At 61.7% G+C, this 18,313-nt stretch carries 23 protein-coding genes and 2 pseudogenes; 5 read left to right on the forward strand and 20 right to left on the reverse strand.

The window, feature by feature from the left end; all coding sequences use genetic code 11:
• Together AC1Q6V_RS28770 and AC1Q6V_RS28775 are read left to right on the forward strand one after the other, a co-directional pair.
• Positions 1–413, forward strand: a 413-nt coding sequence (locus AC1Q6V_RS28770) for a transposase (protein WP_492344643.1), incomplete at its 5' end; no start/stop codon positions are given.
• A 551-nt stretch (positions 414–964) separates the two neighbouring features.
• The gene (locus AC1Q6V_RS28775) at positions 965–1,627 is read left to right on the forward strand and encodes a HEPN domain-containing protein (protein ID WP_492344642.1); all 663 of its coding nucleotides are present in this window, start codon (positions 965–967) and stop codon (positions 1,625–1,627) included.
• A gap of 697 nt (positions 1,628–2,324) precedes the next feature.
• Here the strand turns inward: AC1Q6V_RS28775 and AC1Q6V_RS28780 are convergent.
• The 11 genes from AC1Q6V_RS28780 to AC1Q6V_RS28830 form a co-directional block, all read right to left on the reverse strand.
• Entirely contained in the window at positions 2,325–2,501 is a 177-nt protein-coding gene (locus AC1Q6V_RS28780) for a hypothetical protein (protein WP_492344641.1), read from the reverse strand.
• An 11-nt stretch (positions 2,502–2,512) separates the two neighbouring features.
• Complete coding sequence (locus AC1Q6V_RS28785; RefSeq protein WP_492344640.1) at positions 2,513–2,794, reverse strand: hypothetical protein; 282 nt, start codon at positions 2,792–2,794, stop codon at positions 2,513–2,515.
• A gap of 576 nt (positions 2,795–3,370) precedes the next feature.
• A complete protein-coding gene (locus tag AC1Q6V_RS28790; RefSeq protein WP_492344639.1) occupies positions 3,371–3,565 on the reverse strand; it encodes a hypothetical protein in 195 nt (64 codons plus the stop codon).
• A 13-nt stretch (positions 3,566–3,578) separates the two neighbouring features.
• Positions 3,579–3,770, reverse strand: coding sequence for a hypothetical protein (locus AC1Q6V_RS28795; RefSeq protein WP_492344638.1), 192 nt, complete (start codon positions 3,768–3,770; stop codon positions 3,579–3,581).
• Positions 3,757–3,972, reverse strand: a complete 216-nt coding sequence (locus AC1Q6V_RS28800) for a YodC family protein (protein ID WP_492344637.1) — start codon at positions 3,970–3,972, stop codon at positions 3,757–3,759. Before AC1Q6V_RS28800 ends, AC1Q6V_RS28795 begins: the two co-directional genes overlap by 14 nt.
• A 17-nt stretch (positions 3,973–3,989) precedes the next feature.
• Positions 3,990–4,385, reverse strand: a complete 396-nt coding sequence (locus tag AC1Q6V_RS28805) for a hypothetical protein (protein ID WP_492344636.1) — start codon at positions 4,383–4,385, stop codon at positions 3,990–3,992.
• Positions 4,386–4,400: 15 nt separating this feature from the next.
• The gene (locus AC1Q6V_RS28810) at positions 4,401–4,733 is read right to left on the reverse strand and encodes a hypothetical protein (RefSeq protein WP_492344635.1); all 333 of its coding nucleotides are present in this window, start codon (positions 4,731–4,733) and stop codon (positions 4,401–4,403) included.
• 170 nt (positions 4,734–4,903) lie between these two features.
• On the reverse strand, positions 4,904–5,254 hold the full coding sequence (locus AC1Q6V_RS28815) for a type II toxin-antitoxin system ChpB family toxin (protein WP_492344634.1): 351 nt from the start codon (positions 5,252–5,254) through the stop codon (positions 4,904–4,906).
• Positions 5,248–5,499 (reverse strand): AbrB/MazE/SpoVT family DNA-binding domain-containing protein, encoded by a 252-nt coding sequence (locus AC1Q6V_RS28820; protein WP_492344633.1) that lies wholly within the window; start codon positions 5,497–5,499, stop codon positions 5,248–5,250. Before AC1Q6V_RS28820 ends, AC1Q6V_RS28815 begins: the two co-directional genes overlap by 7 nt.
• Before the next feature lie 78 nt (positions 5,500–5,577).
• Entirely contained in the window at positions 5,578–5,850 is a 273-nt protein-coding gene (locus AC1Q6V_RS28825; RefSeq protein WP_492350778.1) for a tyrosine-type recombinase/integrase, read from the reverse strand.
• Positions 5,851–6,636: 786 nt separating this feature from the next.
• A complete protein-coding gene (locus AC1Q6V_RS28830; protein ID WP_492344632.1) occupies positions 6,637–6,801 on the reverse strand; it encodes a hypothetical protein in 165 nt (54 codons plus the stop codon).
• Between the two features lie 750 nt (positions 6,802–7,551).
• Here AC1Q6V_RS28830 and AC1Q6V_RS28835 point away from each other — a divergent pair.
• Together AC1Q6V_RS28835 and AC1Q6V_RS28840 are read left to right on the forward strand one after the other, a co-directional pair.
• On the forward strand, positions 7,552–7,806 hold the full coding sequence (locus AC1Q6V_RS28835; protein WP_492344631.1) for a hypothetical protein: 255 nt from the start codon (positions 7,552–7,554) through the stop codon (positions 7,804–7,806).
• Positions 7,803–8,762: a tyrosine-type recombinase/integrase gene (locus AC1Q6V_RS28840; protein ID WP_492344630.1), complete on the forward strand. Its 960-nt coding sequence runs from the start codon at positions 7,803–7,805 to the stop codon at positions 8,760–8,762. Before AC1Q6V_RS28835 ends, AC1Q6V_RS28840 begins: the two co-directional genes overlap by 4 nt.
• Positions 8,763–8,775: 13 nt before the next feature.
• On the opposite strand, the gene AC1Q6V_RS28845 is transcribed toward AC1Q6V_RS28840, so the two are convergent.
• From AC1Q6V_RS28845 to AC1Q6V_RS28870, 6 genes are all read right to left on the reverse strand, one after another.
• Positions 8,776–8,955 carry a hypothetical protein gene (locus AC1Q6V_RS28845; protein WP_492344629.1) on the reverse strand — a complete coding sequence of 60 codons (180 nt, stop codon included), beginning with the start codon at positions 8,953–8,955 and terminating at the stop codon, positions 8,776–8,778.
• 123 nt (positions 8,956–9,078) lie between these two features.
• Positions 9,079–9,819 carry a hypothetical protein gene (locus tag AC1Q6V_RS28850; protein ID WP_492344628.1) on the reverse strand — a complete coding sequence of 247 codons (741 nt, stop codon included), beginning with the start codon at positions 9,817–9,819 and terminating at the stop codon, positions 9,079–9,081.
• Position 9,820: 1 nt separating this feature from the next.
• Positions 9,821–9,964 carry a hypothetical protein gene (locus tag AC1Q6V_RS28855; protein ID WP_492344627.1) on the reverse strand — a complete coding sequence of 48 codons (144 nt, stop codon included), beginning with the start codon at positions 9,962–9,964 and terminating at the stop codon, positions 9,821–9,823.
• Between the two features lie 580 nt (positions 9,965–10,544).
• The gene (locus AC1Q6V_RS28860; RefSeq protein ID WP_492344626.1) at positions 10,545–10,736 is read right to left on the reverse strand and encodes a hypothetical protein; all 192 of its coding nucleotides are present in this window, start codon (positions 10,734–10,736) and stop codon (positions 10,545–10,547) included.
• Positions 10,737–10,828: 92 nt separating this feature from the next.
• Positions 10,829–11,779, reverse strand: a complete 951-nt coding sequence (locus AC1Q6V_RS28865) for a tyrosine-type recombinase/integrase (protein ID WP_492344625.1) — start codon at positions 11,777–11,779, stop codon at positions 10,829–10,831.
• Positions 11,776–12,522: a TIGR02391 family protein gene (locus AC1Q6V_RS28870; RefSeq protein ID WP_492344624.1), complete on the reverse strand. Its 747-nt coding sequence runs from the start codon at positions 12,520–12,522 to the stop codon at positions 11,776–11,778. The genes AC1Q6V_RS28865 and AC1Q6V_RS28870 overlap by 4 nt, the downstream gene beginning before the upstream one ends.
• 339 nt (positions 12,523–12,861) lie before the next feature.
• Here AC1Q6V_RS28870 and AC1Q6V_RS28875 point away from each other — a divergent pair.
• Positions 12,862–13,673, forward strand: a protein-coding gene (locus AC1Q6V_RS28875) for an IS5 family transposase (RefSeq protein ID WP_492344623.1) whose coding sequence is annotated in 2 segments (ribosomal slippage) — positions 12,862–13,210 and positions 13,210–13,673 — 813 coding nt in all. Because the reading frame shifts where the segments join, the coding sequence is not laid out codon by codon here.
• A 5-nt stretch (positions 13,674–13,678) separates the two neighbouring features.
• Here the strand turns inward: AC1Q6V_RS28875 and AC1Q6V_RS28880 are convergent.
• The 3 genes and pseudogenes from AC1Q6V_RS28880 to AC1Q6V_RS28890 form a co-directional block, all read right to left on the reverse strand.
• Positions 13,679–17,215 (reverse strand): DEAD/DEAH box helicase, encoded by a 3,537-nt coding sequence (locus AC1Q6V_RS28880; protein WP_492344622.1) that lies wholly within the window; start codon positions 17,213–17,215, stop codon positions 13,679–13,681.
• A 90-nt stretch (positions 17,216–17,305) separates the two neighbouring features.
• Positions 17,306–17,582 (reverse strand): annotated as a pseudogene (locus tag AC1Q6V_RS28885) (H-NS family nucleoid-associated regulatory protein).
• Positions 17,566–18,062 (reverse strand): annotated as a pseudogene (locus AC1Q6V_RS28890) (DNA-binding protein); the annotation flags it as partial. The pseudogenes AC1Q6V_RS28885 and AC1Q6V_RS28890, both read right to left, overlap by 17 nt.
• Between the last annotated feature and the right edge of the window lie 251 nt (positions 18,063–18,313).

Consider the following 18,313-nt stretch of genomic DNA (forward strand, 5'->3'; position numbering starts at 1 on the left):
ATGCGGACGGACACGCCGAGCGCGAGGCTGCGAAGGTCATGCTCAACGATGCCAGGCAGGTGGTTGAGGACCTGAACGTGGAAGTCACGGTGGGCGCGGACAAAGGCTACGACGCGCAGGAGTTCATTCAAGCCTGCCTGGAAATGAAGGTGACGCCCCACGTGGCGCAGAACACCTCGGGGCGACGCTCGGCCGTTCCTGATGCCATCGCTCGCAGCGCCGGTTACGCCGTCTCGCAGCAGAAGCGCAAGCTGATCGAACAAGGCTTTGGCTGGATCAAGACCGTGGGGCGCATGCGTCAGGTGATGGTGCGCGGACTAAAGAAGGTCGACCAGATGTTTGTGCTGAGCATGGCCGCCTACAACCTCGTGCGCATGCGCTCGCTGGGGCAAATCCGTCCGCAGTTGCAGTAGTCGCGGTAATGAAACCGGAGATGGGCGCCAAAACGCGGAAAAAGTCGATGCAGTGACGCTCAGCTTCCGGATTGTGAAAAATAGGCGAACCCACCAGCCTTGCGGGGGAAGCCTCATCGCTTGCGCGGTGAGTACTTCAGCACCCTGTTAGGGGCCCGGCGCCGACGCCAAATTCACCGCGCGCTGCGACTAGCCGGCCCTCACGCCCGGGCGGGCATACGCGCCGGCTGGCGCTGCCGCACGCATTTGCGCACCAGCACTCCAGGTCCGCCTCGGGATTCTCTAGACATTCGGAATGTCACCGTCAGCGAATAGAACCCGCTGGCCTGCGGACGCGAATTCCATGAGCCATCGTTTGCTTGTGACCACGATGCAGAGCGCTTGTTGTATGCGATCGCCGATCGCGTCTCCATGCTCCCTCTATTGCGGTATAGCCAGACGAGCTCTTGACCGAGATAATAAGGGTTCGTAATCGACGCCCCGATTGTGAGCTGCAGCTCGCGGCAACGCCGCACCCCCACGACCCCATCCCCGAATGGAAGGAGCTTTCCGTGACCGTTGACGCCAAAGTTCTCGCTCGCCTGGACGAGCTGCTTGCATTGGGCCGGCGTGTTCTCGCGACCCGCCGCGAACCTCCGCCCGCCGTACTCACCGGTGACTTTGTTGACGTACAACTTGCAAATCAGTGGCTGACCAGTTGTCTTAGCCTCCTATCCAGAACGTTCGGCGAAAGCAGTGCGCACTATCTGCGCATCAAGCAGAAATTCTCGGACTATCCAAAATGGGAGCATGTCGAGCAGGCTTACGGCGTTATGCTCGCCGCGAAAGACGACTACGAATCCGGCAGCCTATTCGACATGAAATCGCTCATCGAAGCGGATGTGTTCGATGAGCTTTTGGAACAGGCGGAGCATCTCCTGGAAGCGGGCTACTTTCAGCCTGCGGCTGTGGTCGCGGGAAGCGTCCTGGAAGATGCCTTGCGCAAGCTCTGTTTCGCAAATGATGTGACACTGCCAGACAAGCCGAAACTGGATTCCATGAATGCGGAGCTCGCGAAGAAAGGGACCTACTCCAAGCTCATGCAAAAGCGGATCACCGCCATTGCTGATCTTCGCAACAGCGCCGCACACGCCAACTGGGACACTTTCGAGAAATCTGATGTGGAATCCATGCTGCGCGACATACGCGACTTTATGACCAAGCACTACAGCTAGCATCGTAGCTCTACGCAAACCGGCGCCGCCGCGCTTGGCATCGGATGGCCGCCATGTCGATCGCAGTTACTACACCAGCTCGCGCGTGATCGCTTTGCCGGCCTCAGTAGTAGAGCCCAGCAGCCAGCGTCAGCTGGCTGCAAGGCCCGCGCGACACCATCACCCCAGAAGGCGCTTGCATACACCTAAGCCGCTCGGTCCGCTCTGCCCATACACACTAAAGCTGCATCCCTGGTCCAGATGGCGCAGTTCCTCTCCACCGAGTGCGTCAAGCTCCCCGCGGAGCCTGTCCCCGACTGCAATGTCAATACTATCAAGGAGCTCGAAAACGGCGTAATCCCCGTGGTCGATTTCCACGATGAACATGCCACGAGTTCGATTGACTGCAACGACTGTCCCGTCTCGCATTGTTTCTCCTTTTCCGTTCTCAGAACCTGATAGCATTAGCTGGGACATCGATCCCGTGGTGCCGCAGAACCTCTGTGCGAAACACCTTCCATTCAGCCTCACACGCCGGCTGGTGTGTGCAATGCAAACACTGATCTGCGCCGGCCAACTGCTCCTCCGCCGTCCGATGGACGTCGATCCCAAATCGCTTGCTGAACCGCCCTACGCACGAGCCGTCGTGTGCTGTCACCCACACCGTATCTCCGGTCGATGACACGTCAATGCTGTACGGTTTCATCGTACTCATTTCCTATTCGTGGCCATTCAGGTCGGCTAACGACGCGCTGAGCGTCTCTGCTGCTGCGGCATGCAGTTGCACGGTCACGTCATCCAGCTCAATGCCTGATGGCATCTTGCCGGAGTCAGCGGCATCCCGCAGGACGTTGATCGCAAGTCGCAGTGCGTCGGCAATGGTCAATTCCGGCATGGCTGCTTTTCCTATGCAGTGCGCCTCGCGACTTCGTCCGCCATTCGACTGAGACGGTCGAGCACTTCATGCCTTGTAAGCTTCGGCATCATCTTCGCCATGCCAGTTCGCTCATCGCGCGGCATCCAAAGCTCAAACGTTGGGTCGCCCATCCAGGCGAGAAAGCTGCGCAAGACAGTGGCCTCCGTTCCGTCACTGAACCGGACGATCAGCGCGCCGTCCTCGCGCGCGACCGACTCCACGCCGGGTGGAAGTGATCTCGAAAGGAGATCGTGCGCCGTTTCATTGCTCATCTGCTTCTCTTGTGTTACTTGATCCCGAGTGCGCGCTGCGCTTCCGGCAGGTTCGCGCCCGTGGCCTTTCGATACTCCTTCACCGCTTCCACGCGCACTCTTTAGGTCCCTGAGCTTACAACCCCAACTCAGCCAAATGATCAACGGCCATTGGTCGTTCCATTGGTGATGCGGCTTCCACGGTTCTTCCGCCACGATAACATGCCCGCGCTATGCCAGCCGCCGAACCAAGCTCAATGAATATGCGAGCATATGAGGCGATGCCTCCGTGGAAGCTCTTGAATGCAAGGTGAGTGAGGACAGATTGGGCGGCCAGAATGGCCAGAGCCATTATCCAGGCCCAGAACGTCAGCCGGCCCTGTTCTGAGAAGCCCGCGCTCCAGCTTCGGGTATAGAATGGCCCGGCCCGCCCACAATCCGACAATGATGGACAGCGCTCCGGTCACCAAGCCGTAGAAGGTTTCCGAAGAGTCGGTTTCTTCATCGCAGCTATACCCGCCCACTCCCATGGGCAATAGTCGTGAGGCCATCAGCAGACAGACGACTGTGAACATTACTTCTCCTCGGCCTCCATTGTCACTTGGCTTTTGGTCTAGCCTTGCCTGCCCTTACCATCCGCAACAGCAGGGTTCTCGCCATCGATTCGATACTGCTACCACCGATCGACGTCATCTCCATATAGCCGGCGTCGGTCATGACAGTTACCACGCCATCCGTTTCATGGACCTCACCAACGTATCGCTGGCCGTCCATTTCCACTTCAACTTCCATGATTCTTCCTTTCTCAGCGCGGGTCGCGCATCACCACAAAGCCGGGATCGCAATGGTCGCGGCCCGCCTCGATGGCTTCCTCTTCTGAGTCGAAGGTTCCGGCATCTGCCAGGTTCGGCGTGTAGCCAACGTCCCCGCCTTGAGGAAACAGGTAGTCGTTTCCAGTGCGGACAATCCATCCCTTTCGCGTGCTATCCGGCTTCATTATCTTGTCCGCCTAAAATCTTCCAGAGTATCGCCGCGTCAAAGATATGGCGGTGAAACGTCCTTCCGAGAGTCCACTCACACAGGATGCCGTTGCGCGACCCCGGAGGATTGCTCTGCGAGTAATCCCCGATCTCTTCCACCGTCATGCCAGGCCCGCCGCTCTTGAGCCTTACGACGTCGCACACCTGAAATGTACTCATTTGCTTTTCCTGTGAAATTAGGCAGGCTTCGCGGCAGCCGACCCAAGCATGGCCTTGTTGAGCACGTTGACGTAGAAGGAGTGCAGTTCGTCGAACTCCGACTCATAGCAATCGATCCGGACGTCGGGCCGGTACGCGATGTCCAGGGACACTGTCGGATGAATCTTGGCCCGCGCGCGATAGATGCTGGTCGAGAACTCGCCCATAGAGTCGTAGTAGCGGCCGGCAACCTCAACTATCAGATGCGCCCAGGCATGACCCTGCCTTTTCACAGCTGTGACTATCTGACAGGGAATCCCCTGAGCCGACAACACGTCGTACAGCGCAGCCGCAAACACCGCACAAGTGTCTTCCTGCGCGTCCTTTCGAGCGCGCCCCAACTTGGCTGCTTGAATGATTGCGTTGATGTCCATCGCCCTTTTCCGTTGTTAGAGAGGCAAGCCAGCGACGGAGTACAACCGCACTGCCGAGCGCGGAATGCCAAAGGAGTCAATCTCACCCTCAGTCTGGATTGGCAGGACTAACAGTCGATGCATGAAGGCCCCTCCGTTGGGATCGACGTGTGCGAACAGTCGCTCCACAAGCTCCCGGTTCTGTAGAGGCTCATCCACGATCACAACGTCGGCGCCGTTAAGATCGAACATAGGATAGTGACCTATCGCAGCACCCCGCACCTGGCCGTCAAAATCGATCTCAATCTTCTCACTCACCAAGAGGGTGTGGTTGTCGGCATACGCTACTCGCACGCTCATTTTGAGCACGTGCTTCTTCCGTCCACTGCTTCAACGACAAGGTCTTTCCCGTTCGGCACCGACCAACGATTCCGAGAACCTTCACTGTTCCGAGACAGTCGCTCACAAGATCAGCCTTTATCGCAGGGGTCAAGATGACGTGGTCCATTCGCTTTTCCTTTGTTGACGTCTACTAACGGCTATTCGAGGATGGTTTGAAGACGGGCGAGCGCATCTTCCACAACCTCGGCGGGTGCCCGTTCGATCTTCCTCGCGCCGCGAGCCTCAAGATCCAGCGTGCGCACCATGTTCACCAGCGCGACACCTTGCGTCTCCGTGCCAGCACCGGACAGCGGAACAGCAAAACCAGCGAAGCGCGCGGAATCGCCTCCCTGCGTAATCGGTGCAACCAGGGCAACACCCAAAGCGTTGAATGCTGCCGGTGAAAGTACGAGTGCAGGACGGAAGTCCCCCTGTTGCTCACGCCCCTCCGTAGGGTTCAAGCTCACTCGCACAATGTCGCCCCGGTCAAACTTGGCGCGCCTCACCATACTTCGCGCCCTACCGGTTTGACCCCGCTCCAAGCACCCAGCACCTCAGGGGTCGGCGCCTTGGGGTCACACTGAGCAACCAACTCATCGAGTGAATATTTGCGCCGAGCGGGCTTGAGCATGACGCCGTCCGGACGCACATCGACAGACAGCTTGTCTCCCAATGCCACCTTGAGTTGTTCAAGCAAGGTTGTGGGCAGGCGCACGGCCGCGCTGTTGCCCCATTTTTGAATTGACAGTTCCATCTCGGCACTCCTATTGCGTAGATTCATTGTAGATACACAGGCGCAGCACGTCAAGATGCCGTTTCTACATTGTAGCTACTAAAGGGCGTCGCCAAGTGCCGCCACCGCCTCTCGAAGCCCCTTGTTTGAAACGTCCAGATACTGTGCAATGTGGTCCAGCTCGGCATGCCCCAACAACGTTTGCACGGTTTCGAGCCGGTGCCTATGTGCGAGGAGTCGGCTGGGAAACGTTCGGCGGCCAGAGTGGCTGCTGTAGCTGGAGCCAAAGCCCGCCCCGCGGTACAGGCCTGTAACGTAGCTCTGCAGACTGCCGGCCGCCAGGTACTCGATCAGGTCGCCGGTATCGTTGATGCGACGCTTGACAACTCAGCTCGTACCGACCGCCCTTGTGCGCAGGATCAGACACGTCTCTGGCATTAGGCCGCACCACGTGCGGCGAGCCATTGCCGTTTCTCCATCTCGCGATACGCTTGACTTCGAGCATTGTTACGAGAGAGAAACGGCCGGCGCTCCTTTCCAAGATAAACCGGTTTATTTCCTGGCGTCCTCGGAAAAATCCAAAGGCGGTCAGCAGAAATTCCGGCTGATGGTCTCAAGCTGGCCGAGCATCGACGAGCGATCGATCACGCGCTGCGCGATCAGGTGGCGGATTTCCCCTTCGCGCTGCCATGCGCCTGGATGCCGACCGTGGCCGAGCCGAGGATCCTCTTGTGGAAGTGCTCAAACTACTTCCGTCCAGACGATCACGTTGACGCCGTCGCGCTCGTCGCCGAGCTGCGCCAACTCTGCGCGGCTCTCTGGACGCGTCTGACACCGCGGCGGACCTGCCAGGCTCACGTCGCCGAGGCGTTGGTTGAAGAGACGGCGGCGGGCGGCCTGGATGCGAGTGGCCTGGCACTGGCGGCCGGAGCGGCTGCGGGCGCCGGGCGCTCTGCCCGGCCGCCCGGCAATTGTCCCCGTTGGAATTCGGGAATGATCCTTCGTTCGCCAAGCGCATCGACCAAGGCCTATCCGCAGGAATTCGCGATAAAAGCGGTTATCGCGAGTTTTGTGGTGCCCACGAGCGCGGGCCGACTTCGCATCGTTCGCAAAGCCAGCCCGCGACCGGAGTTCAGTCAGCGGGACCTGGTGCGCGTGTTAGAACCTGGCGAGCAGCTCGCCCAGCATGAGAACCTTGGGGATCAGTCCGAGGATGGCGTCGATCAGCAGGGTGATCTTCGCAACCAAGTCGGTGACCGCCGCAGTCAGCATGCTGAGGGCGCCAATGAAAACAATGGCGCCCCCGAGGAGGTTTTTGCGCATGGGACTCGGAAAGAAAAATGCCCGCCGGGTGGCGGGCAACAAAAAACCCGCCGGCGCGAGCGCGCGGGCGGGTGCGGAAACAACAAAGGCCGCCCGGGGGCGGCCTGTGACAGGGGGCGGTGCTGGCTGAATCCGGTCGACGCAGCGAGCTCAGCCTGGCAACAATGCTATGAAATTTCGCGCATCTGTGCGGGACGAAATTGCGCAGGATTTCCCGCACAACCGGCACAGCAAGGCGGAGGTGGAAATACGACAGTAGAAACAACAAAGGCCGCCCGGTGGGGCGGCCTTTTTAGTGGGCGCACGAAGCCCCCACAGCGGACGATTCTACGCGAGCTCCTGGAGCGCAGCACGTTCTTGCTGCACGCGCCAATCCTCAGCGTAGCGAAAACTTAGCGTATTCGGCGCACACTGGCAAGCGAGCGGCTAGGCCGGGGCCTCCGCCCGCAGGCGGATGCGAAAACGACAAAGGCCGCCTGAAGGCGGCCTTTTCTGCGGGCGCACGAAGGCGCTCTGCGGACGATTGTACTGGATTCTGGTGCGCAGCACGTTCTTGCTGCGCGCGCCAATCACCAGCGTAGCGAAAATCTACCGTGAGAGTGCACGGATTTCAAGGGGTGTGCGCAGGGGGGTGGCCTAACCCATTGATGCCGCAGCGAAAAATCGCACTCGTTCAAATCGTTGCGCGGCACGGCTGCGGACCATCACTTTGCGCGAAAATGATGCCCTGCCCTACTCCTGGAAACCGCATTGTCCGAACCAGCGCCGATCACCGAACTGCAACTGCTGGCCATGCTGCGCGACGTAGCGCCGCGTGTGTCCCTGCTGCCCGCCGGCGAGCGTGGCTGGAAGGTCGGCATCAACGGCCAGCACCTGTTGCGCTCGCAGCGCGAGCCGGTGCGCTACTTTGCGCGCTCGGACACCGCGTTGCGCTACCTGCAGGAGCTCGGCGTCCTGCAGGTCACAGTCGAGCTGGCGCGCTGGCCACAAGAATCTAGCGAATGAGCGCCCTTCCCTCCCGACCGCCCCAATCCCCACGCGCGCTCACCGCCGTCGAGTTCCAGGGGTTGCGCGACATGCCGCCCGAAGCCGAGTGGTTTGCCAACCTTGGCAGCATCGCCACGCGACGCGCCTACCAGGCTGACCTGCGCGATTTCATGACGTTCGCGGGCATTTCGCGGCCCGAGGCATTCCGCGCCGTCACGCGCGCCCACGTACTGGCCTGGCGCAAGGCCCTCGAAGCCCGGGGCCTGGCCGGCGCAACGATCCGGCGCAAGCTCGCGGCCCTGGGCTCGCTCTACGCCTACCTGTGCGAGCGGCACGCGGTGGCAACAAGCCCGGTCGCCGGCGTGCGCCGGCCGCGCAGCAACAGTCACGAGGGCAAGACGCCGGCGCTGGGCGACGCGCAGGCCCGCGCCCTGCTGGATACCCCCGACCCCGCGACGCCCAAGGGGATGCGCGACCGCGCGATGGTCGCGGTGCTGCTCTATCACGGCCTGCGCCGCGCGGAGCTCTGTGCCCTGCGCGTGCGCGACCTGCAGACCCGCCGCGGGGTCGCGCACCTGCGCGTGCACGGCAAAGGCGAGAAAATCCGCCACCTGCCACTGCACCCGGCCGCGGCCGAGCGCCTCCACGCCTACCTGGAGGCGGCTGGTCATGGCGAGACCGCCGCGGCCCCGCTCTTCCAGGCGCTGCGCGGCGCGCGCCGGCCCGATCGCGGGCTATCCGGCGATGGTGTGCGCCGGATCGTGGCCAGCCACGCCGCCGCCGCCCGCGTCGACGTCGCCGGCCTGGGCGTGCACGGCCTGCGGGCCACCGCCGCGACCAATGCGTTGGAACACGGGGTTGACATCGCCCAGGTCCAGGACTGGCTCGGGCATGCCAGCGTGGCCACCACCCGTCTGTACGACCGGCGCGGACGCCGGCCCGAGGACTCGCCGACCTACAAGGTCCGCTACTGAGGCCGCCCGCGGACTACTTCCTGTGGCGGTTCAGAATAACGGCAATTGCAACGATGGCGCCAATGGCCACCAAGGCCACGAGCGCGGTGGCACCGACGGGATGTGCATCGAGCTGGCCGACAAGGCGCTCGACTTGCCCTAGCATCTGACAGAAGGCGTCGGCAATGGGTTGCAAAGCATTGGCAGGTTTCATCGCAGTCTGAAGTGAATTGGTGAGGTCCGTATAGGGCGGCGTTTTAAACCGCCGCTCCCTCTCAGCCTGCCGTCACGACCGCAATTCGAGTCCCCCCGCGCCCAGAAAATTCCTTGTCCCGCCCTACGCCGCCGCCACGTCCACGCGCACCATGGCCCCCAGCCCCAATACCCGGTAGCGCTTGCTGCGGTCATAGTCGCGCCCGTCGCGCTCGTCGGCCGCCCGCGCCAGTTCGTGCGCGACCAGCAGTGAGAACGCTTCTGGAATGTCCGCCCGGCGCATGCCGGTATATCCCATGATGGTGTCGTAGCTGATGGCGGTGGTATCAAGCCGCTGATTGCGCAGCGCCACGAACAGCACGTAGAGCTTCATCGCATTCAGTCCCGCCCGGTAGCCGAACGGGAAGCCGCGCAGGCGCTTGAGCTCATGGTTGCGACTGGGCGGCTCCTCGAGCTCGAGGCCGTATTGTTTGTCCCCGCGGCGGGTCAGCAGGTAGTCCTGCGGGAGCTGGCACCACTGGCCCGGCTGCGCCACCTGCGGCAGCGCGTACACCCGCCGGCGTCCTTCCTTGCGACTGACGATCGCGCCCATGCCTTCCAAGAGCATGACGGCCTTGAGCACCGTGGCCTTCGCGAAGCCGGTCATCTCCCGCATCTCGTCGTAGCTCAGCGCCACCTCGTGCCCCCGTGTCGCATCGAACGGCTTGCCGCGATGGGACAAATTCAGCCGGATCGCCAGCACCAGCAGCAGCACCAGCGCGGCCGTGGCGTGGGTGCGGTGGGTCGCCCAATCCAGTGCGGCCAGCGGGCACGGCCCGCCTTCGGTCCGGATTAGCCAGGCGCTCGGCATCTTGGTCCAAGCCATGTCAGCTCCGCTTGATGGCAGCCAGCACCACGTAAAGGGCTAGGCCGCACAGGGCGAAGGCCGCGCAGGCAATGAGTGCGATCAGGGCGGCAGGGTTGCTCTGCACCTGCGCCAGTGCTTCGAGGAAAGGTTTTACCAGTGGCATGGGGCATCCCAAAAAATGAATCTGGGATGCACTCTACGAGTTATGTCGCCAACTTTCTAGAAAGCGTTCCACGGCCGCCCGTCTAGTTTCAGGGTAGAACTGCCAGCAAACCGTTACTGGATAAGGATTTGTGGCGATTCTTAAACAGTTTCCTGGCTTGCGTCATTAGTTCATCGGCGACGGTAGCAGGCCGGTTTCCGGCCGTTTTTGGCGGAAAATTCCACCTTCCTGGCCAGACTCCCTCGAATCCCTTGTCCAGCAAGGCCTGGCGGGGGATTTTTGGTGCCAAATCCGGACGCCGATTAGTTCATCGGGTCCGGCGCGGAAGGGATCTTTGTGCGGGCGGTGGGCACGCGGGGCGGATATGGGGGCACTGCATTGATGTCGATGCGGTCGGTGTCATTGCATCGCTGATCGGAAAGGTAGCCACGATAGGTCCTGGCTAGGCAGGCCCGCCCAGAGCTATGGACTACGTTTATGGGATCGCTGGTGAGCCGGGACGGCGTATATCACATTGGCGGCAATTCGACCGGCCAGAGGATCAAGCGAGAACGCCCCGGCAGAACCCGGCGTGTGCCTGCTACGTTGCCGAATCCTCGTCGCTCTTATCCAGCAGCGCCAAGAGTTCGGCGTCGCTCAGCCCCACCTCCGAGGGTGCCGCTCGCTGCTGCACGGAAACGGCACCACCATAGCCGACGATGTGGACCTCTCTCTTATATGAATACAGAAATGCACGGAATGCGTCGACGCGACGCTTATCGTCGGATTTCATCTTTCGGATTCTCCGATGGTGAGAGGGGGATCTCTATCGTAAGAGCTGGCGCATTCTGCTCCGGGAGCGATTTTCCAAATCGCGCATGATGGCTACAGACGGATCCGCTCAACCTCATCCAGGCTGATCTCGTCGCCGCGCCGGTCGTAGAGCTGGGTGGTGCGCGTCGAGGCGTGATTGGCCATCGCCGCGGCGTTCTCGAGCGTGCCACCGTGCTTCAAATACGCCGTGATGCCGGTCGCGCGGGACGTGTGGTTACCGATGCGGGTGGCGATGCCGGCGGCAGCCGCGCGACGCCGCACCATCGCATAGGCGTTGGCCTGCGGCAGCGGGGTCGCGCCAAGTTGGCCGGTGCCGCGCCGGATCGTACGGAACAGTGGCCCTTTCGCGTCCGTGCCGATGCCGGTGCCGTCCAGGTACGCGTGCAGGTAGGCCTCGAGCGTGTGGTGGCATGGCATCGCGTGGGGCTTGCCGCCCTTTTCACGCAGGCGCACCCATAGTCGCCGATTTTGTACATAGACGTCCTCGACGCGCATCGCCAGCGCCGCGCCAATGCGGGCGAACGAAAACACCATCAGCGCGATCAGCGCCCGGTCGCGCAGCCCGGCCGGTGTGCTGACGTCGATGCGGTCGAGCAACTGCCGCGCCTCGGCCGCATCCAGCACCGGGGTCTTCCCCTGCCGTGCGCTGTGGCTGGGCCCGCGCACTGACGCGGCTGGATTGACCGCCACCATCTGGCCGTTCACCAGCCAGAACAGGTGGCGGATCGCCGCGAGTTGCTGTTTGACGGTCGGCGCCGATCGCGTCTGCGCCTGGCGCTCGATCCAGACGGCCACGTGCAGCGGCTGCACGGCAGTGAGCGCCCCCACGCCGGCGCGCTCGCACCAGGCCAGGAACTCGCCGGCAGCCCGGGCATAGGCGCGGCGCGTATGCGGATTGCGAATGTTGGAAGCAAAAAACTCGAGAAAACGGACGCTGGCCTGCTCGCCGGCCGCCACCACCAGCGCGGGAGTCGCGATGCCGTTGAGCGTGATGAGGTTCATGGCACCGTCTTCATGGCGGCAGCACGTGCGTCCACAATGCCCAGCAGGTGGCTTGCCAGCAGGATGATCTCGAGCGCCTCACGCGGGCTGTCGATCGGCACGTGCCGGTGCGAATGCGGATTCTTGTACGAGCCGATGGCTCCGGCGAACAGCGCGCACAACGCCTCTCGCTCGCCTTCGTCAGCATTCATGTCGGTCAGCGGTCCAATCGTGATGTGGAGCGCCTTGCGCACCATCCGCACGCCGATCTCCGACTGAGGAAGTCGGGCCGCCTCGCGCACCGCGATCTCGACTGCGCGCATCGCCTCGAACACCGCCGTCGGGTAGGCGCCGCGCATGAACGACAACCACACCGTGGTGGCGATCGCCGGGTGCAGCAGTTCCTTCGGTAGCAGACGCGCGGTGCGGTAATCGGTGAACGCCGCCTCGTTCTCGAAGCGCTGCGCGCGCCGACTCAGGTGTCGCCAGCCATCTGGTCCGCCGACGCCTCCTGCCGGCACGACTAGTCCCTGCGCCTCGAGCCACGCAAAGGCCTCGGCCAGCGCGAGATCGACGTCGCCCAGGCGCTCTGGCGGATAGCCGGCGAGCCGGACCATGCCGAGCTGCAGGCGCAGATTACCGAAATGGAAGCGGGTTCCGCCTTGGCTGCGCAACAGGAACAGGACCTTGCCGGCCAGTTCCTCGGCCTCGAGCTCGAGCAGCACGTCGGCTTCGGGAATCGCGGTCAGCAGTGCGTCAATCATCGGTCGCCTTCGGTCGTTCCATATGTAGGATAAAGGACATTATCACTCATAGTTTCTACAGGCCAACGGCCGCGGCACCGGCAGCACCTGTTACCATCAGCCCCCTAACGTTGCGCTTACCGCAAGCTTCTCCTATTGGGCTGGGGCATGATCATTAATGAAGCAGAGCAACTTGTGCATACCGAGGGTTTCAACCGGAGCACGGGAATCGCAGTGGACCTCTCACCGTCACAAATACCAAATTTGGCAGGCTAAGAAGCCCTAACAAAATGAATCACAGGGCTGTTAACTTCAAGTGATCTTTGTTAACCTTCGCGTTGTTTCGTCAGCGCAAAGGACATGGCCAAACTAATACTCGACGACGAACTGTGGGCACTCATCCAGCCACTACTGCCGCCACCGAAAGCTCGGCGCGCCCGCTATCCCGGGCGCAAGCCGCTGGACGATCGGGCCGTGCTCACCGGCATTCTTTTCGTCCTGCAGTCCGGCATTCCTTGGGAGATGCTGCCCAAGGAAATGGGCTGCGGCTCGGGGATGAGTTGCTGGCGACGACTGCACGCCTGGCAGACGGCCGGTGTTTGGGAACGCCTGCACGAGGTGCTGTTGGCCAAGCTGCGTGCGGCCGACCGCATCGATTGGTCACGTGTCATCGTCGATTCCTCTTCCATTCGTGCTGTGGGGTCGGGTCAAAAACAGGACCCAACCCCACCGATCGCGCGCGACCCGGTTCAAAGCATCACCTCCTGACGGAGGCCCAAGGCATACCACTGGCGCTGATACTGACCGGCGCCAATCGCAACGACGTCACCCAACTGCTGCCGCTGGTCGAGGCGATTCCGCCTATCCGCGGCAAACGCGGCCGTCCATTGTCCAAGCCCTGCATCGTCCAGGGTGATCGCGGGTACGACCACGACAAATATCGCAAGCCTCTTCACGCTGCCGGCATCGCCACCGAGATCGCCCGTCGCGGTGAACCGCATGGCAGTGGTCTTGGCAAAACCCGGTGGGTTGTCGAGCGAACGATTGCTTGGCTGCACAACTTCAAGAGATTGCGCGTGCGTTTCGAGCGCCTCGCCACCATCCACGAAGCCTTCCTGAAAATCGCCTGTTGCATCATTTGCTGGCGGCATCTCAGGAAGTCATTTTGTTAGGCCCTCTAAGGCAGCGACATCGGCAATGCCTGCGCCATCTCACGTGCATGCCCCAGCTGGCCCCATGCTGCCCGCGAACCTACTACATAAAGCCGCTTCTTAGCCCGCGACACCATCACGTTCAAAATATTGGGCGCGGCGGTGGCCCATCGTCTTGCCCCTTGCTGGGCGGCCATGGGGGCACCGAGGACCGCGATGACTGCCTCGGCTTCCTTGCCCTGGAATGTGTGGATTGTGCCCACACGGTTTCGCAGCCATTCGCCGCAGTCCACCTCAAAGCGTTCAAAGATATACCGATGCGCCTCCAACTGCCGCCGCAGTTCATGCGCAACTATTCGAAACGGGGTAATAATGTAGAGGTCCGGATCCAGGGCACCGGCCGACGCCAGTTGGTCGAGCATGCGTACAACGATGTCGCCTTCGGCTTGGCACCACTTTGTGGAAGCGATCCCATCGACGTTAATCCATGCGGACGGACCCAAAGTCCTCGCTATGGCACCGTCCTTGGATTCCACGGCATGCACCATCTGGCCATCGTAGGCAATGCGATTCGAGACTCCGAACATCGGCTCCTCGCATCTCCGATGCACTAGGAGTGGTAGACCGACCTGGCGCACCCCAACATCTGCCTTGAACTCGGCTTGGTAGTGGGATGCTCGGTCGGCAACTGTCTGCGCTGACGCCGCTGGTGCGCCCCATTCGGCCACCGATACCTTGAAGTACTTGCATAGCTCGGTTACCAGCCTTTCCGGAAGCGTGACCACAGGAGGCACCTGAAGTGGGTCGCCAACAACAATGACATGCTTGGTGCGGAGAATGGCGCCTACAGCAGATTGAGGTGTCGCCTGCCCCGCCTCGTCTACGAGCAGCCATCCAAGAGCGGACGGCGGCAAATCTCCGAGCATGCGCTCAACGGATGCAAACGTCGTCGAAATCGCTGGGATGATCAGGAATAGCGTGGACCATAGGTCACCAAGTAAGGACTTCTTGGCCTCGTCGGGGAACGCGCCCGTTTGCATTGCTCCCATCAACGCGCCAAGATTGTGGCTGATCTTCTGTGCGCCCACATCGATGAAGGCGCGATGCACGTCCAGTGCCAAGGCAAACAGATTCTCGCGCTTGCGGTGCAGTGCGTCCGGGATCCATGGGGATGACAAATTCCACTCGTCGTGTCCGCGGTCAAAAAATTGCGTATCGACAATGCGGTTGCCAAGGTTATTACGATGGCTGTCGATACGTCCCTGGATTGCGCGCAGTTCCTTCAATGCGATTTCTGCCGCCTCTGCCGCGTGCTGAAGATTCCTATGTGCGTCACCCTCAGATTCTTGGGCACGTCGCAAATGCCCACCGAATTCCCGAAGTTGCTGTGTCAAGGAACTTGCTTCCGCTTCGCACGGCGAATATTGATCTTCCCATGCCCGATAGCGGGCGGTGCGGAATAGCCGCGCGATCCAACCAGGCCTGTCCGCAAAGAGCGCGCGTCGACGTTGTTCGACGGCATTTAGCGATGCTTGTGCAGAATCCTGTGCCGCCGCGGCGGTGCGGACGTCCACGACTCGTCCCGCCAATGCCGTTGTCGCTGCTCGATGTGCAGCCTCTGCGTCCAGGGAAGTGAGACGCGTGAGCGGCAACTGCAGGCAGTCCTGTCGCACCTTCTCCAGGTGCTGCAATTCGGCGTCGACTTCGCGTTGCAGCTCCTGAAAGCGATGCCGCACCTTCTTCCAGTTCATCTTTGCCTGTTCGGGTGTCGGCGGCTGCTCGTCAGTAACCACAGTCGGGATCTCACGCGCTACAAGGTTGCCCTCCGCGTCGGTCACCTCTCGGAAGACAGCGTCTCCCTTGGCGGCTTTTAGATAGAGCCTGAGACTCTTATCATCGTCCCACCAGATCGCCTGTTGGAAGGCATTCCGATTTGCGGCATTGCCGAGCACCGCCGCAATCAGGCCCCATGAGGTTTCCCCCGGGACCACATCGTCATCTACTGAACGCTGGGACAGAAGGCGATCCGAAATAGTTCGAAAATAGCGCAGTTCCCGGCCTATCGCTTTCGCAGCAGGCAATTCCTTGCTGACGTTCTCAACAGCCTTGTTATTGCTCGAAGCAATGACAACCTCATGCCCCTTGATCTTTTTATCAAGGCGGTAGAGATGGAGAAACGCCCGGTCTCCTGCCGCGACCTTCTGGCCCGTAGTCGAGAACGCAGCGAGGGGATCGTCGAATCCGGTCATAGCGCTTGCGCGATCGAGCACACACGTCGCGACCACATCGCGCAATAGTGTTGTCTTGCCCGTACCGGGCGGCCCATTTACCGCCGCAATGCCGGGACGCCCGCTCGCAAACTCGGATCGTATCGCGTTTACGGCTGCTTGCTGAAGCGTAACCAGGGGGTGACCACCGGGTCCGGGCCAGCGGGTGGCAGGCATCTTGCATGGTGCGACGAGGCTTTCGATTTCGGCACGATTGCTGAGCAAGTCCGGGCTGTGCTGTACCTGTTTCGCACCAAGATACCGCGCAAGTGCTTCCCCCGCCTGCCCGCTTTGCAGGGCTTTCGCGGCGCGCGTGAGATCCCTCAGGAAGAAGGAGTTCAGTAGGGCAACCTCAGGCGGATTCTTCGACTTGAAGTAGTGAAATACGCGCAGCGCGAAGCTCGGCGCCTCAACCATCTCCGCAGGTAGTCGCAGAGTGTCGACGAGCCACTGGAACGCAGCTAATATCGCAGCGCGGTCCAGCGGCAGCAGTTCTCCGTCACGATCGCGCCGGCGGAGACGCTCGGTCAATTCGGATACAAGACGATGTTCGACTTCTGGCCAGCTTCCGAGATGTGCGAGATCGCCATTTAGCGCAATGGGCAGCGCCCATGCAAAGCTTGAGATCGCGACGCCACTTTCCTCCAGAACCTTTCCCGTGCGGTCGAGCAGGATGGCGGCAATGGGTGCCCTTTCTAGCTCGCTCCTTCTGCTACGCTCTTCGTCCTCTCCGAATGCCGCGGTCAGGGCATCGGTGGCCCGATCCATCGGTATGCTGCCGAGGACCACCTGATAGTAAAGTTGTTGCTTGGGACGGGAGCGTTCGTTCTGGTACCACGGGAGGTTGTTGCCACCGAACTTCGCCACGCATCTTTGATCGCCGTTGGCCAGATCCACGGGCCGTCGATACGTTTGCGGCGACAGAGCTTCAAGAGCGATCCAGCTAGACAGAATGGCCTCGGGTTCATTCTCGCGGTCAAATTTGCTCGTTTGACCAGCAGCGATGTTCGGTTCGACGGCACTCGTCGTCGCTCCACGTCGGTCTGTGCTGCGCGCCTTGTGAGCGTCGCCCGGCGCGCCCTCTCGATTCTGCGCCGCCCCGTCAGCACTCTTAGCCACAGAATGCGCCCGCAACTTTGCCTCGATACGCTGCTGGAGGCTGGCGGCACGACCGGTGTTTCGATGATTGAGCTCCTCGAGTAACTGCGTTCCGAGCTGGAGATCGTCCGGTTCAGCGGCGTGCAAGGACTCAAGCTGCGCGATGCTCATCTTCAGATAGGGACGGTTTGCCGGCATGGCTATTCAGCGAGGAAGCGATTGGCGCGATAGTTTAACGGACACAATCGGAAATATCGCCCGCATGGCCCGGCGCGCGCGCTCGGCCGGTCACCGTCGCTTACGATGATGCGTAGCCATTGACGCTACCCTCCGGTAAAACTCCGCCGATTGCCCTGCATTGGACCGCCCGCCGCAGCCAATCTGGCATCTCGCCCTGCCCGTCCCAGCTCATTCCCTGGGCGTTCCGGTAGCAGACCTGCGGCGGAGGGGGCGGAGGTGGGTCGAAGCACCCCGCCGCCTCCAACTCTTCCGGCGTCAGCCCATAGTCGGCCATCTGGGCAAGGATCCAGCGGATCGTTTCCGCCCGCTCATTGTTGGCTGTCATCGTTGTCGTCACTGCTGTCGTTGCTGTCGTCCGGATTCTGGGCCGCTGTCGGCGCGCCCGCTTCTTGAGCCTGCTTTCCGCTCTGTGTGCTTGCTGCTCAGTGGGCGCCGGGCCGCCGGCCTTGCGCCGCCGTCCGACCTCCCGCCCGGGTGGCCCCACTCGCAATTCTGCCAGCAGCTGGCGCGCCAGCGCTGCTTCGGCTTCGGCGCGCTCGGCTCGGCGCTGGCGAGCCGAGCGGCGAGCGCCGCGGCCTGGGCTTCGAGCCGGGCGCGGACTTTGGCCTGCGCCACGGCCGCGTCGCGGGCCTCGCCGCGCGCCGCCACCAGCTGGCCGCGCAACTCTTCGGCCGTGCGATCGCTCTTCTGGCGCGGTGCGCTCCGCGTCCAGTTCGCGCAGGCTACGTCGCTCGCTGGCTTCGGCCCGTTCCTGGGCGAGGGTCACCAGCTCGCGGGCGCGCTCGAGCTCGGTCGAGAATGGGGTGATCGTGCTTTCGGTGCTGATTGACACGGTTTCAGCAAGAAAACCGTTCCGTATCAACGAGTTGTGCAGAGAGCTTTTCGTGGAAAAGTCGTTGTGTGCAATTTATTGATTTCAAAGAGGATTTCGCGCGCCGGCGTATCATTTTGCAGCTAAAGCTCGATCACCCCTTCCGAAGAGAGTCTCGCCGGTGCTTTACCGAGGCTTCGGCTTCAGAGCCCCTCGGCATGAGGGGCTTCGGGCCGGTATCAGGA

The organism is Cupriavidus sp. GW823-FHT07B10 (assembly GCF_058794355.1).

Coding starts and splice junctions, on each gene's coding strand:
- AC1Q6V_RS28780 (WP_492344641.1), bottom strand. CDS start 2,501: ATGCCGGAATTGACCATTGCCGACGCACTGCGACTTGCGATCAACGTC.
- AC1Q6V_RS28785 (WP_492344640.1), bottom strand. CDS start 2,794: ATGAGCAATGAAACGGCGCACGATCTCCTTTCGAGATCACTTCCACCC.
- AC1Q6V_RS28790 (WP_492344639.1), bottom strand. CDS start 3,565: ATGGAAGTTGAAGTGGAAATGGACGGCCAGCGATACGTTGGTGAGGTC.
- AC1Q6V_RS28795 (WP_492344638.1), bottom strand. CDS start 3,770: ATGAAGCCGGATAGCACGCGAAAGGGATGGATTGTCCGCACTGGAAAC.
- AC1Q6V_RS28800 (WP_492344637.1), bottom strand. CDS start 3,972: ATGAGTACATTTCAGGTGTGCGACGTCGTAAGGCTCAAGAGCGGCGGG.
- AC1Q6V_RS28805 (WP_492344636.1), bottom strand. CDS start 4,385: ATGGACATCAACGCAATCATTCAAGCAGCCAAGTTGGGGCGCGCTCGA.
- AC1Q6V_RS28815 (WP_492344634.1), bottom strand. CDS start 5,254: ATGGTGAGGCGCGCCAAGTTTGACCGGGGCGACATTGTGCGAGTGAGC.
- AC1Q6V_RS28820 (WP_492344633.1), bottom strand. CDS start 5,499: ATGGAACTGTCAATTCAAAAATGGGGCAACAGCGCGGCCGTGCGCCTG.
- AC1Q6V_RS28830 (WP_492344632.1), bottom strand. CDS start 6,801: ATGCGCAAAAACCTCCTCGGGGGCGCCATTGTTTTCATTGGCGCCCTC.
- AC1Q6V_RS28840 (WP_492344630.1), top strand. CDS start 7,803: ATGAGCGCCCTTCCCTCCCGACCGCCCCAATCCCCACGCGCGCTCACC.
- AC1Q6V_RS28845 (WP_492344629.1), bottom strand. CDS start 8,955: ATGAAACCTGCCAATGCTTTGCAACCCATTGCCGACGCCTTCTGTCAG.
- AC1Q6V_RS28850 (WP_492344628.1), bottom strand. CDS start 9,819: ATGGCTTGGACCAAGATGCCGAGCGCCTGGCTAATCCGGACCGAAGGC.
- AC1Q6V_RS28855 (WP_492344627.1), bottom strand. CDS start 9,964: ATGCCACTGGTAAAACCTTTCCTCGAAGCACTGGCGCAGGTGCAGAGC.
- AC1Q6V_RS28860 (WP_492344626.1), bottom strand. CDS start 10,736: ATGAAATCCGACGATAAGCGTCGCGTCGACGCATTCCGTGCATTTCTG.
- AC1Q6V_RS28865 (WP_492344625.1), bottom strand. CDS start 11,779: ATGAACCTCATCACGCTCAACGGCATCGCGACTCCCGCGCTGGTGGTG.
- AC1Q6V_RS28870 (WP_492344624.1), bottom strand. CDS start 12,522: ATGATTGACGCACTGCTGACCGCGATTCCCGAAGCCGACGTGCTGCTC.
- AC1Q6V_RS28880 (WP_492344622.1), bottom strand. CDS start 17,215: ATGCCGGCAAACCGTCCCTATCTGAAGATGAGCATCGCGCAGCTTGAG.